This is a genomic window from Pseudoalteromonas luteoviolacea, from assembly GCF_018100925.1.
Taxonomy (GTDB): Bacteria; Pseudomonadota; Gammaproteobacteria; order Enterobacterales; family Alteromonadaceae; genus Pseudoalteromonas; species Pseudoalteromonas obscura.
In genome coordinates this window covers 154,154-167,674 of record NZ_JAGJEH010000001.1, presented here as the reverse complement: position 1 = coordinate 167,674, position 13,521 = coordinate 154,154, and the positions used below count along the sequence as shown (strand labels likewise).

General features: G+C 40.9%; 7 protein-coding genes. 3 read left to right on the top strand and 4 right to left on the bottom strand.

Annotated features, from left to right (window positions below):
• Window positions 1–70: 70 nt before the first annotated feature.
• Window positions 71–1,330 (top strand): alpha/beta hydrolase-fold protein, encoded by a 1,260-nt coding sequence (locus J8M00_RS00580; RefSeq protein WP_211008437.1) that lies wholly within the window; start codon window positions 71–73, stop codon window positions 1,328–1,330.
• Between the two features lie 90 nt (window positions 1,331–1,420).
• On the opposite strand, the gene J8M00_RS00575 is transcribed toward J8M00_RS00580, so the two are convergent.
• The gene (locus J8M00_RS00575) at window positions 1,421–1,594 is read right to left on the bottom strand and encodes a hypothetical protein (RefSeq protein ID WP_211008436.1); all 174 of its coding nucleotides are present in this window, start codon (window positions 1,592–1,594) and stop codon (window positions 1,421–1,423) included.
• Between the two features lie 287 nt (window positions 1,595–1,881).
• Between J8M00_RS00575 and J8M00_RS28660 the strand changes: the two genes are divergently transcribed.
• Complete coding sequence (locus tag J8M00_RS28660; protein WP_211008864.1) at window positions 1,882–2,001, top strand: DUF418 domain-containing protein; 120 nt, start codon at window positions 1,882–1,884, stop codon at window positions 1,999–2,001.
• 33 nt (window positions 2,002–2,034) lie between these two features.
• Here the strand turns inward: J8M00_RS28660 and J8M00_RS00565 are convergent, their stop codons facing one another.
• On the bottom strand, window positions 2,035–5,064 hold the full coding sequence (locus tag J8M00_RS00565) for a leucine-rich repeat domain-containing protein (protein ID WP_211008435.1): 3,030 nt from the start codon (window positions 5,062–5,064) through the stop codon (window positions 2,035–2,037).
• A gap of 547 nt (window positions 5,065–5,611) precedes the next feature.
• Here J8M00_RS00565 and J8M00_RS00560 point away from each other — a divergent pair.
• Complete coding sequence (locus J8M00_RS00560; RefSeq protein WP_211008434.1) at window positions 5,612–7,732, top strand: leucine-rich repeat domain-containing protein; 2,121 nt, start codon at window positions 5,612–5,614, stop codon at window positions 7,730–7,732.
• Between the two features lie 250 nt (window positions 7,733–7,982).
• On the opposite strand, the gene J8M00_RS00555 is transcribed toward J8M00_RS00560, so the two are convergent.
• Together J8M00_RS00555 and J8M00_RS00550 are read right to left on the bottom strand one after the other, a co-directional pair.
• A complete protein-coding gene (locus J8M00_RS00555) occupies window positions 7,983–10,754 on the bottom strand; it encodes an Ig-like domain-containing protein (protein WP_211008433.1) in 2,772 nt (923 codons plus the stop codon).
• Window positions 10,755–10,860: 106 nt separating this feature from the next.
• Window positions 10,861–13,503: a glycosyl hydrolase family 18 protein gene (locus tag J8M00_RS00550; protein WP_211008432.1), complete on the bottom strand. Its 2,643-nt coding sequence runs from the start codon at window positions 13,501–13,503 to the stop codon at window positions 10,861–10,863.
• Between the last annotated feature and the right edge of the window lie 18 nt (window positions 13,504–13,521).

The following is a 13,521-nucleotide window of genomic DNA, read 5'->3' as shown; positions in this document are numbered from 1 at the left end:
TCATGTCTTATATACTCGATTTGGCAAACTAGCACACTCTTTTATCACAATAACAATCAAGGAGCGTAACATGCAATTTTTGTGTTACATATTGCTAATTTTAGGGGTAGTTACAGCAAAGGCAACCGAGCAGCCGCTCAGTAAAAAACCGCTCGTTAAAGGTAAAACACTGTCGATTGCATCTCAATATATTGAGCAAACGCCCAGTTTTGACCTGTACTTACCATCGGATTACCATATCACCACGTCGCAGCGCACCTATCCACTGATAGTGACACTCGACGGTTGGTTACTATCCGAGACGACCCATGGCGTGGTAAATCATCTCGGCAATACCGCGTCAATGCCAAAAGCCATTGTCGTGTCTATACACTCTCACGATCGCTTTGCGTGGGGACCTGAGCTCTATATAAGCCAAAGTGGCTGGCAAGGTGACAAAACCGAGCGGATAGCCGGTTTTGCCAAAGGGCATTCGCAAAGTATGATTAACTACCTGCAAAAAGAGCTTTTGCCATTTTTAAAAAGCCAATATCGCGTCAACGACTTCCGTATCTTTGTGGGCGCATCCCCAACTGCGGCATTTGGTTTACATACTTTGGCCGCGGCCCCTGATTTATTTAATGCCCATTTTTTGTTTGCCGCAACCGATGTAATAGGCCAAGGCTATACACCAGATACGTCAATGATTGATGCAATCGTCAAAAGCCTTGCCAAAAACCCGCACCGCAAGGGTTATTTATATGTCGCATCAGCCAAAAGAGAAGCTGAAGAAAACCCAGTTCGCTATACACTCAGTAAAAAACTACAAGAGGCGCTGGCACCCTATTCAAAAACATTTAAAGTAAGGGTCGAGCATATCGATAACTTTGGCCACTACCCAATGATAATACCAGGTTTACTCAGTGCCATTGACCTTGTTTTTCCACGTAAAGATTGGGATATCGGGAAAAAGTTTATTGAGCTTGAGCAACAAGGTGACAACACCTTAAAACGTATTTTGGAGTACTATGAATTGCTTAGTAGACAAGTTGGCTTTACGGTTTACCCTAACTTGAACTTAACCAGTAATGCAGCCTGTATTCGCTCTTCAGCACAAAGGTTACGAGGCCAAGGACGCTACAAAGACGCCGACGAATTATTTAATTACTGGATAGCTCAGTCTCCAAACTCAGCCTCCGCAGTCGCAGGGCTTGGGGTAAGTAAAGCGCGTCAAGAAAATACCGAAGAAGCCGTCTCGTTATATCGCGATGCCCTAAAGATAACAAAACCAGACAACCTAAGGATGAGAACGTGGTTGGAAAGCCAAATTAAAACACTGTCAAAACAATAAATACACTCGTGCGTTTAGCTCTGCACAAAAACGCCTATTAGGACCTGTTAAAACAGGTCCTGTTTTACTATTACACAGCGCTTCAAGTTATTAACACTTATAACCATTAACAGAAACTGGGCACGAGTAGTTTGGATCTGAGATTGGACCGCAGCCCATTGCTGAAATACCACCAGCGATTTGACGAGTTTTGTTCTCGTTCAGTGAGCTTGCACTCGCTGATAAGTTTTTAACGTTCTTTTTATTAAATTGAAGTTTCATCATTATTTCCTTTACTGTGTTGAACCATTATTGGCAACAATCAGTCTGTCTCTATTTTGAGCAAATAGGCACTAGACAAAAGTCTAATAATCATACAATTTAATCTTACTGTCATATTCCTCGTCCCAGCAGTGCCATTACCAGCATTCACAGCGAAAGAAGGTGTAATTTATTCATAGGCCCGAATAGGTATCCCCCAATAGTTTTGATATAACACATCAAAACTAACAAAAAGGACGTTATCTTGGGCTCACTTCAACCAGCAAACCAATCGATACCCCGAGGATGCCATACGCGGATTTGCCCTGTGTGGCATTGCCATTTTAACTGTGCAGGTACTAGTAGGTCAGTGGTGGCTAAATCAATTTCGCCAAGGTCCAGTAGAGATGATATGGAGAAAGGCGCTGTGATAGCAGCGCCTGTTTAGACAATCACATTACAGACTACCAGCGATAACTCGCAATTTCACATTTTTGTCCTACACATTCTGTGCCCCCATCTATACGTAATTGGTCCAGTTGATTGTTATTGCTTACATCTATACTACTTAAGTCGTTATTATAAATATATAGACTTCTCAGGTTAATCAAATTTGAAATATCTATATCTTCTATTTTATTATCATGTAAGGTCAAAGAAAAGAGGCGTTCATTCGCAGACAGGTCAATATTTTTCAATTCAGCATTTATAATATTCAGAAGTTGTAACTCCGGAAACATAGTTAAATCCAAAGACTCGATTTTAAAGTCAGAAAGATAAACATTTTCTAATGCAACATTGTTAGATATATCTAAATCAACCAGCTGAGTGTTAGATATGTACAACATTTCCAAAGCAAGATTATTTGATAGATCTAATTCTTTGATTGAAGAAGCAAGAATTTCTAATTGGGTCAAATTGGACAAATGTGACACATCCAAATTCTCCACCCCCATACCACTTATACTCAAGCTAGCCAGCGAAGTATTATTTGACAGGTCAATTTCAGACAGACCACTCGCAAGAACATTTAGGAAAGTCAACTTCTCATTTTTAGAAATATCTAAAAACTCTAGTTCGCTACTACTTAGATCAAGGCCTCTTAATTCTGAATGCTTTGAAACATCAATTTCCTTTAATTTATTCCAAGATAGATCTATATATTCAACTTTTGAATCTCCACCAAAATTAACAGACAAGTTATTGTTATCACTCAAAAAAGCAAACTTAAGCTCTGACAAAGCAGATAAATCCAAAGTACTTAAATTATTATTGCTAAGATTTACGCTAGTTAGTGCTGTATTCTTAGAAAGATCTATATAAGAGATATCATTATTACTAACACTCACGCTAGTTAAAGCAATATTGCTAGATAAATCAATTGATCTTAAGTTGTTAAAGTCTAACCCTAACTGGCTTAACTTTTCAAAGCCACTTAAATCTATTGTCAACAGCTTCGACCTAGATAAGTATAACTCTTCCAAATTTCTCATAGTACCTAAATCAATATTTGGTAAGTTATTATCACTCAAATTCAAAACTTTTAAACTTTCACCAGTCGGTAAAGTTAACTTTTCCATTCCATTGGAAGCCAAGTTCAGCTCCACTAAGTTAGTATGAGAAGACAAATCCAATTCTGAAATTTTATTATAGCCAACATCAAGTGAAGACAACCTTTCTCCAGCAATTTTCAAATCAGAAATATTATTTAAGTCCAAATTTAAAATACTGATCTTTTTTAACTCAGAGAGGTCTAACCTTTCAATTAAATTTGCCCTAGCATTTAGATCAAAAATCTCTGTGTTATTAGAGAGATCCAACTCCTTTATTTTATTTTGATCAATATAGAGCCTAAATAACTTTTTATTTTCACTAAAATCTAGGGTGGTTATTAAATTTCGTTTTAAATTTAAAGTCTCCAACTCTTTGTTGTTTGAAAAATCAATATTCTCAATGCGGTTTTCGCTAACATCAACCCAAGTTAATTTTTCATTCGCACTAAGGTCTAAGGTAGATAATTCATTATCAGCTAAATTTAATGTCTCTAGTGATGTGTTTTCACTTACATCAAGACTTTTAAGCCGATTCCATGCCAATGATAGATGCATTAGTTTTGTGTTTTCGCCAATCGATATTTTTTCAAGCGAACCGCCTTTAAACACTATCTGACGTAGATTTAAATTATTGGAAACATCGAGCTCTCGAACATCGCTGTAATGTACATATAAAAACTTTAACATGAAAAAGTGCTCAATCCCGAGCATTGAACTCAAATTTTTATCATTGCAAATCAGACTCGTCACTTGGTCACTATACAAACTCTCACCATCTAAAAGACAACTCTTTAAAACTGGGTCTATTTCCAAGCTAGCTATTGCCTGTCCTTTTACAAACTCTACATTTACGCTGCAATTGGACGTCACACTTTCAATATCATAGACACCAGACTCTTCGTTCCAAATACCATTACACCCTTCAATTGATAATACTCTATGACCTTGAGTTGGATGTGCTTCCAAAGTGAAAGGTTGACCATAATTTAATACAAAACCAGTTGGAGAACTTACGCTACCGTCACCTGTAACATTCACAGAAATTTCGTATTCTTTGGAGACAAAATTTGGTTTAACTGTACACGCCTGTATAACGGGAGACAGTGAAAAGACATTTTCGGTTAAATTCCCTTTACATCCTTCAACTGTATCTAATTCGTAGCCTAAAGCAGGAATAATCTCAAAGTCGAAACTCTGCCCATAACTTACGGTAGTAGAGCTAGGAACTACACTCCCACCTTCGCTAGACACCGTATCGACAGTAAATTGTCGCAATTTAAATAAAGCTTTGACAGTACAATCTTTGGACAATGGCCCTGTTTTATACTCATGCCCATTGAATTCACCACCACAACCTTCAACGCTATTGAGCGTATAACCTTCATTTGGGGTAAGCGTAAATACCTGCTGCTCTCCATGTTTAACTACTATATTTGTGGGCGTGATCTTCCCCCCTTCGTTAATTGAGGTACTTAATTTGTACTCCTTTTGAACATAAGATACATTTAGTTGACAAGAGGAGAGCAGCGCTTCTGTTTTATAAGTCATGTCAATTAATTCACCAGGACAACCTGAGACAGAGTCGATTCGATACCCATTAATAGGGTTAATCTCAAAACTCGCAGTACCGCCAGGTTTAATACTCACTTGGGTCGGGTTAATTAAACCAAAATCTGAATCGATAGTTGAAATAAGGAGGTCTTCAAGTGTAGATTGCTCAGGAGTCTCAACTTGATTTGAATCTTTTTCTGGCGCTGGAGCACTTTCAATGACAGGTGTGGAGTCAATGTTTTGCTTAGCTCGATTGCCGGTATCACCTCCCCCACCTCCGCCGCAACCGGAAATAAGCACAGCGGCTAGCAGTGAAAGCCCTTTAGTTTTTATTTGAGAGATTGAATTTGATAGTACAGCTTGACTACCATCCATTTGCCTAAAATACATCTTACTAATCCTTATAGTAACAATAGGTACGAATTTGCAGCAATAATACATTGAAACAAATTAAACTCAACAAATTAACAAGTGGAGATCAAACAACAATCAAAAAACAAGTTAATTAACATAACGTTTAAGGATTACCGCCTTCTTTATATGCATATATTAATAATCATGCTGAATATGTAATCAGTTAATTAATCAATTTTCTTTCTTACTTACTGTTTATCTTAACCCTTGATACTTGCATTAATGGCTATAGCTTCGTTACTACAATTTGTCGCAGTGCAACTTCAAATAGAGGCGCAATATCTGTGATTGTCTGTGTATATCTAGAATATAAAAAGGTGATCATGCAACAGGTGCAATCACCAGCTCATGTAAATAACTTCCCACTGAATCTGCTCAAAGAACCAGCCTTCTGGTTATTTTATGTTTATCAAGACTTTGCTCATACGATCCTGTATAATCCCAAAAATCTGAACAACAATACCGATAACCTTTTGACTTTAAAGGTTTTAGCTACTTCTATATATTTGGAGCTGTAAAGACAATGATGAGTTTTACAAAAGCATATCCACTTGCTGTGTTTATTTCTTTATTTGTGAGTGGCTGCGGAGGAGGCGGTGGTGATACACAATCCAATTCCTCACAAAACAATCAGCAAGTAGTTAAAGTTTCAACTAGTGTGCAAGGAAATGGAGCTATTACGCCAGCGACGATTGAATTACAGCAAGGTGGCTCTGCGCGTTTTAGCATCGCCCCCAGTGAAGGTCATCGAGTTGAATCTATCAATGGGTGTTCAGGGCAACTGGAAGGGACTGAATTTAAGGTGTCGAATTTAAAGGCTGCTTGTCAAATCGACGTTAATTTTGCTGTCAATGAGTATGAGTTGACCTCAATAAGTAATGAGGGCGCCAACGTTATTCCCGCAATGACCTTAACAGAGCATGGTGAGCAGAAAGTTTTTGAGATCACAATAAACCCAAATTATGTATTAAGAGGTGTAGAGGGGTGCCCAGGGAGTTTAGAGGGATTTAAGTTTACGACTGACCCAATTTCATCGGCATGTTCCATCACGCCAATAGTGGAAAAGATACGACACAATATTTCGGTCAATGTAACCGGTGATGGAGAATTGACGCCAGGTGGAGAAATAAAAGCAGCTCAAGGTGAGCCATTCACATTGGAAGTTAAAGCAGCATCGGGTTCTCGACTAAAATATATAGAGGGTTGCTCTGGACATTGGGATCAGGCGAAAAATACATACACAATCTCTCCTGTCACACAAAGTTGTGCGATTGAAGCACAGTTTGTTGTTAGTCATAAAGTCAGTGAGTTACTCATTTCACAAACCTTGAAAAACTGCATACCTGAAAAATATACCTATGCTGATGAAGTAATTGAACTTCAATGTGATCATAAAGAACTAAGTAGTCTTGCTGGTCAAATAGAGCATTTTTATAACCTAGAACATCTTTCAGTGATGGGTAATAACCTAATTGAGCTGGATGTCAGTAAAAATAAAAAGTTAAGCAAGCTATATATAAATAACAACCATATATCATCGCTTCAGTTGAGTAATAATACAGAATTAGTCAATTTGAACATTAGTTACAACCCAATCAGTGAAATTGATTTAAAAGAACTTGTTAATTTAGAGAGTTTTCATGCAATTAGTTGTAATCTAACTTCATTGGATTTTAGTAATAACCCAGAAATGGATTATATACAGGTTGACTCAAACCAAATTTCTTCAATAAACACCTCTAGCCTGAAGAAATTGGAGTCTTTGTCAGTATATGACAATAAAATTGAGAGTATCAGTATTGCAGATAGCACGGCGCTTCATCAATTAGACCTGAGAAAAAATCTTATTTCTACTTTAGACCTTAGTGCTCACAAAGACTTATTTCTTTTATACTTAAGTGACAATTTAATTAGTGAGATAATACTACCAACAGATGCAAAATTAGGCCGTATGCACTTGAGTTCGAATCAGCTAAGTACAATAGATTTATCTCCTGTGAGCTCTGCGCAAGAGGTCATTCTTAATGATAATTCAATTACTCGATTAGTGGTCCCAGAGGGTTTTGGGCTAAATGCGTTATCTGTTGACGCTAACCCAATTAGTGAACTTGTACTGCCTAACCCAATTGAAATATCAACTTTAAGTATTTCTAATACTCACCTTAGCGATTTTGATTTAAGTGAAATGGTTAATTTACAGTATTTGGGAGCTTCGTATTTAGGGCTTACTGAATTTAATGCTACGCATTATAAGGATCTGGTAGGACTAAACTTGCAATACAATGAAATATCCCAGATTGATTTAAGTAACAACCCAAAGCTTGTGAACCTAAATATTTCACAGAACAGACTAGAAAAACTAGATTTAAGTATTCAGGGCTCATTAAATTATCTACAAGTTAATGAGAACAAGTTAGCTGAGATTGACCTTTCAAACAATATCGAGTTAGAAACTTTAAATATCTATAATAACAATTTAAATACGATTGACATTTCAAAGCTATTGAAGATTAATACACTACAAATATTCAATAATGAACTGTCACACATTGATGTAAGTAATAATAACTTACTTGAGACCTTAATTATTGATAGTAACGTGACTTGCACTGGCCAGAAGTGTCAAATTGCAACCTCATTTTGAGCCCTTACAATAGAGATCATAGCGCTGTAATTACAGCGCTTATCCCTCCCCACTTTGACAGTTAACTACTTGAAAGTACTTATCCATCGCGCAAACATAATTAAAAAGTTAAACACCAGATCAACCACTAAATAACCAAGCGATAAACACGTAGACTTAAAGTAAAGAGCAGTCTAATTGGTCAGCCGCCTTTCATTGAATAACAAAAAAGAGCCAGCAAGCTGGCTCTTTGGTTTATTTCAAGAGGAAATTATTTACACTCACCTAAATGTTTCCAAACCGCCCAACGGCTAGAGTATTGCGCTGGGTTTTGATTACGTGTCCACCACTTAGCTTGGTATAACTGCCCATCTAAACTGGCTTGCTTACCAGAGGTATATACGCTGCTTGCCTGCCACGCTGGTACATCACAACTTGGTTTACTGGTATTCACTTTAAAGCGATTGGTTGTTGACTGTGTGCTCAAACCCTGTGCATCTGACGCCACAGCAAATACACTGTAGCCGCCAGCTGACGTTGCTTTAAAGTTTGCACTGTATGGTGCGACACTTGATACCGCCACTTGTTTGCCATTGATAAAATAAGCCACTTGTTTCAAGTCATTATCTCTATCACTTGCTAGCACTGACAGCGCAATTTGCTCACCTACATTGTATGTACTGCCGTTTACCGGGGTGATTAAGCTAACACTCGGCGCCTCTGGTGTTGGCTCTGGCTGTGTTTGTGTCACTGTAACGGTGCGGCTAACCTCACCAGATTGTGCATTATCGTTGTCATATGCAACTGCACTCAGTTTATATACACCTACTTCCAATGGTTGGTAATTAAAGGCATAAGGCGCACGCGTAAGTTCAGTTAACGATTGACCATTAACACGTACTGCAACCTTGGTGATTTCGCCATCTGAATCGTTTGCCGCAAACCGCACCAAAACAGACTCGCCTAACTCAATAGACACATTGCTAGCAGGCGCAGAAATGCCCAAGCTTGGTGCTTTATTTGGCTGCTCGGTCGCTCCACCACACTCTAGCCCTTTTTTCCAAACGCCCCAAGAGCCTGAGTTGCTCGCAGGGCTTTGATCTCGGTTCCACCATTTAGCCTCGTATTCAAAGCCTTCGAAAGCGACTTTATTACCTTGGGTATACACTTTGCCACCTTGCCACGGTGCAGTTTGGCATTGGCTCGGGTCAATCAAGTTAAATGACACCGGCGCGGCATCCGCAGACAAACCTTCGTTGTCCGTTACACGGGCAGTTACCGTATACAGCCCTGTTTTATCACTACTAAAGTCACTCTCATATGGCGCTTCTAGATCAGTATTGTGCAGCGTGCCGTTAACGAAGAACTCTACTTTTTCTACCGCTCCATACTCATCATCAGCATTGGCTTTAAGCATAATGTTGCTGCCGATTTTATATCGGCCATTACTATCTGGGCTGGTGATTGAAATGGTGGGTGCTTTGTTTTCTGTACAAGCGAATACACCAACGGCTTTAAATGCGTCACCAACCGCTTTGGTATCGTATCCCAAGTCCGCAGCAGCACCTGTGACACCGCACGCCAGAGATTCAAAGTTGCCATTGTAAACCCAGAAGTTTTTGTTTGCGTGTAGCATTACTTCATAGGCTTTTTTTACACCCCAACCTTCGCTGTTTGCAAGCAGGTAAAAAGCGCGGTTAAAGACCCCAGAGCTGTGGTGAACACCCATGCCGAGTTCAAATTTGCTGGCATGGCCGATAGACTTGCCATCGCGCTCTGGGTTTTCCATGTATCGTAGCGCCGTTCTATTTTTAAAGATACTGGCGCCGATCAGCCAGTCGACTTCACACGTCCCATCTGGTTTTTGGTTCATAAAACACTCAAGTGCTTCAGAAGTCATATCTGAGAATGATTCATTCACGCCACCAGACATATTGCTATAGACCAGTTTTGAGTTTTGGTGCGTCACACCATGACCGATTTCATGGGCAACCACACCCAAAGACGTAAATGGATATACTCCATAGTTGTCCAAATCGCCATCACCAAACGTGACTTCTTTACCATTCCAAAATGCATTTAAATAGTCTTTCCGATAGTGAATACGCATCACAAGATCGCCTGATAATGCGCGGCTATCAAACCAATCGTTAAACATATCTATAGTTGCTTGACCATAGAAAACCGCGTCATTTAGCGGTGAGTACGCGCCATTTACATGCTTATGGGTGTTCTCATAACAGGGGAATTGATACGTCTCGGTATTGGTCGTACCGTGCTCCATATCGATCACGCGAATATCTGTATCGGACATTTCACACGTGCCATTACCTAAATCTGTGGCGTGAAACTTGGGCATGTCTTCACCGTAGTAATGCTTGCCGATTTTTTCGTTGCCGCCCGGGCCCATGCCTATTTTAGAGTGATTAAGGGTTTCAATTCGTGATAATACTTCACCGGTGTGAGCATCGATTGCAAATTCAGGTCGGCTCGGCGCATGTTCTGTCTCTGCAAACACTGTGACGAGATAAGCGAGTTTTGCTGTCCTTTCATGAGGGTAAATCACCAGCTCTACCTGTTCATCTGACGTCGCAAGTAACTCAGCGATTTGCTCTTTTGCAAACTCAATGGCTTGTTTGTCAGTAATACTCGCTTTGACGGTCGGCAATGACAAATTTGGAACGACTGAGCCGCTGATAGAAGTGATCTCCCCTTCAGGTTGAAACCACACACTTAAGAAGTTTTGTTCATCATGATGAGTGACAATCTCTCCCCCATATACACGCACCCCCTTATAATACTGACTGCGTCGCATATGACGTCCATCTTGCGTTTTATGATGGGTTACAAACTCAAGCTCACTTTGCTGATCTGTAGAGCTTGCTCTGAAGAAGCTTTGATGCTGTGACAACTGAGACTTGATGCTCGCTTTTAATTGTTCATTATTGTGCAGGCTCACTGGCTCACTGGCAAATGCAGCAGCGGTTGAAAATACACCAACACTTGCCGCGACCAGTAGCGCGACTTTTTTAGCTTTAAACATGGATTTATACTCTGTACTTGTTGTTATAGTAAGAAGGTGCATCCATGCACCTGAATGAACTCGGTTAGAATTAACTCGGTTAGAATTAACTCAGTTGATTAACCCGTTACAGCTTGCGCCATACTGAGTTGCTACCTGGAGTTTGGCCACGTGTCCACCAGCGGGCTTGGTAGGTTTCACCATTGTGAACCACTTTGTCTCCTCCGGTGTAAACTAGGTCACTACGCCAGTCGCGCACTTTGCCATCATCAGGAATGATCTCAGCCCATACACCGCCATTACTTGGCACGGCACCGCGGGTCCACCAACGCGCTTTGTACTGAACACCTTTATACCAAACCGTGTTGCCACCGGTGTAAACCTTGTTGGCATCCCACGTTGTTTTGCCGTCGCCCGGCGTTGGCTCAGGATCGGTCTCGACATTTTTAACGGTTACATTGAACTGACGTGTGACACTGTGCTCACCATCAGATACCACGACTGTGCCTGTAATTGTTTCAGTTTTTGATACTTCACCAGCTTTTAAAGTCACTGCATTGCCTGTTCCCACAATAGTGTGGCCCGGTAACTGCCATGCAAAGCTCAATGCTTTTCCTTCCGGATCGGTTGCCGATACGCTTACTGATTTACTGGTATTTTCATCCAATGTAATCGCTGAAATCGTGCCAACGACTGGCGCCTTGTTTTCTACAACGGGTGCTTTGACAATCACTTTAACCGTACGGTTAACAGTGTTTGCACCATCACTTACAGCTAGGTTTACTGTAAATACAGAGTCATTTGTCACGCTAGGTGCTGTGACGATAACGCTGTCATTCTCACTTTGCAGGTTAAGTGCTGCGTCACCTTGCCAAGAAAAAGTAAGTACTTTTCCTTCTGGATCTGTAGCCTGTGCAGTCAATACGTGAATATCACCTGCATTTAACGTAATCTGGCTGGTTAATGACACAACTGGCGCTTTATCAACAGGTGTTGGATTAGTCACCTTGCCAGCAAGCCCTTCGTGCATTGCATTTAAGATGTCGCCATTGTCTGCATCAATTTCCCACGCGAATAGACCTGCTAAGTTATGCTCACGTACATAGCGACCTTTTGCGCGCACAGAGCGAGGGCTGTCATAGGTAACCAAGGTACCCTTTTGGCGATTCCAAACATATGCAGCTTCAGCTTGTTCATCGTACCCTACTTCAAAACCGTTAATACCTTGCTCATCATGACCAATCATGTGCGCTTTGAGTCCCTTGTAATCGATAACGCCTGCTTCCCAAACACCTTGAGACGTTGAACCACGTAATTTACCATTGGCGGGTGCCGTCATTGGGTTATCTGCAATTTGCGCATTTTGCGGGTAAACACCTTCCCAACCTCGGCCATACATAGCTGTACCGACTACCAGTTTTTCACTTGGTACCCCTTGCGCTAAGAGCAGTTTAATGGCGTTATCTAGCGTATACGCTGGGCCCTTTCTCGCTTCACCTTTATCATCAACGCCCGTACCGTTGCACTCATCCGCGGACATGTGTGAACCACAATAAATCGCCGTTTGGTGCCCAGTCACGTTGTTCCAACCACCTGCAAAGTCATAAGTCATGGCAAAAATGTAATCCATGTATTGCGCTGCTTGCTGGTAATCCACGTCTTCAATTTTGTCGTAGCCTGTACCAATCGCAGAAGTCAGTTCAAACTCACGTCCCATCTCAACTTCAAGTTCATCAAGCATCTCTCGAAGCTCTTTCATGAGGATGATATAAACTTCACCATCTTTGTCTGAACCTAAGTCTGGATTCGCACCATCACCGCCAGGGAATTCCCAGTCAATGTCGATACCGTCGTAGAATTTCCATGTTTTGAGGAATTCACGCATCGAATTCACAAAGGTGTCGCGGTTTGCTTTCACATCAAAATCAAAGAATGGATCAGACAATGTCCAACCGCCCACAGAAGGTAAAATTTTCAGATCTGGATTGCGCTGTTTGAGCGCCATTAACTGAGCGTAAGTACCGCGAATTGGGTCCTTTGAGCTGATCCCAGGCAGCGCTTTTTGCACTGCAGCCCACGGATCGTGGATCACCACTTCGTAGTCCTTTGAGCTGCCACATGCCAGCTTTAGCGCTCTCAAACTATTACCATTTTCGATTTCCGCCAGCGAGTCATTTGGACCACATACTGGAATAAATCCATAAAGTAAGTGGGTCAAGTTATCTGCGGGAATTTGCGTGACATCAAACTTACGCCCATAAATACCCCATTCAACAAAATAAGCCCCGACAACCGTGTTTGGATCGGTATCGAACTTTTTATTGTTTGGATTCACATTCAGCTTAAGTGGCTCTAAGTGACCACCGTCTGTATCGGCAATCACAATGGGCTTTGACGCAGACATTGAACAACCAGATGCATCACAAAGCGCGATTCTCAGTTCATGACGTCCCGACTTGTGATAAGGGAAATGGATAGTCCCGCCCGTCGTGCCCTCAGCTAATGTGCCTTCGTTGACAACTTTGTTGTCAAAATACACTTTGTAGCTATTACCACCTTTGCCAGACCACGCGTTCCATTCAATTTGAATATCGACCACATCCTTAGCTTGTATAAGTTGCTTGTATGATCCGCGGCCGTAGATATTTACATCAACAAATGAGTAGTTTTGTGGCTTCCAGTTGATGCTTGGTGTTGAAGGCGCAGCAACAGCTGTAGCACTTGCAAGGGCAGCGCCAACGGCTGCTGCTGTGGTTAAAAATTTAAACATTTCGAATTACCTCTTTGA

What these genes read in the sequence shown, in the direction of transcription:
- J8M00_RS00550 (WP_211008432.1), bottom strand. Translation starts at nt 13,503, where the DNA reads ATGTTTAAATTTTTAACCACAGCAGCAGCCGTTGGCGCTGCCCTTGCA.
- J8M00_RS00555 (WP_211008433.1), bottom strand. Translation starts at nt 10,754, where the DNA reads ATGTTTAAAGCTAAAAAAGTCGCGCTACTGGTCGCGGCAAGTGTTGGT.
- J8M00_RS00575 (WP_211008436.1), bottom strand. Translation starts at nt 1,594, where the DNA reads ATGATGAAACTTCAATTTAATAAAAAGAACGTTAAAAACTTATCAGCG.
- J8M00_RS00565 (WP_211008435.1), bottom strand. Translation starts at nt 5,064, where the DNA reads ATGTATTTTAGGCAAATGGATGGTAGTCAAGCTGTACTATCAAATTCA.
- J8M00_RS00580 (WP_211008437.1), top strand. Translation starts at nt 71, where the DNA reads ATGCAATTTTTGTGTTACATATTGCTAATTTTAGGGGTAGTTACAGCA.
- J8M00_RS00560 (WP_211008434.1), top strand. Translation starts at nt 5,612, where the DNA reads ATGATGAGTTTTACAAAAGCATATCCACTTGCTGTGTTTATTTCTTTA.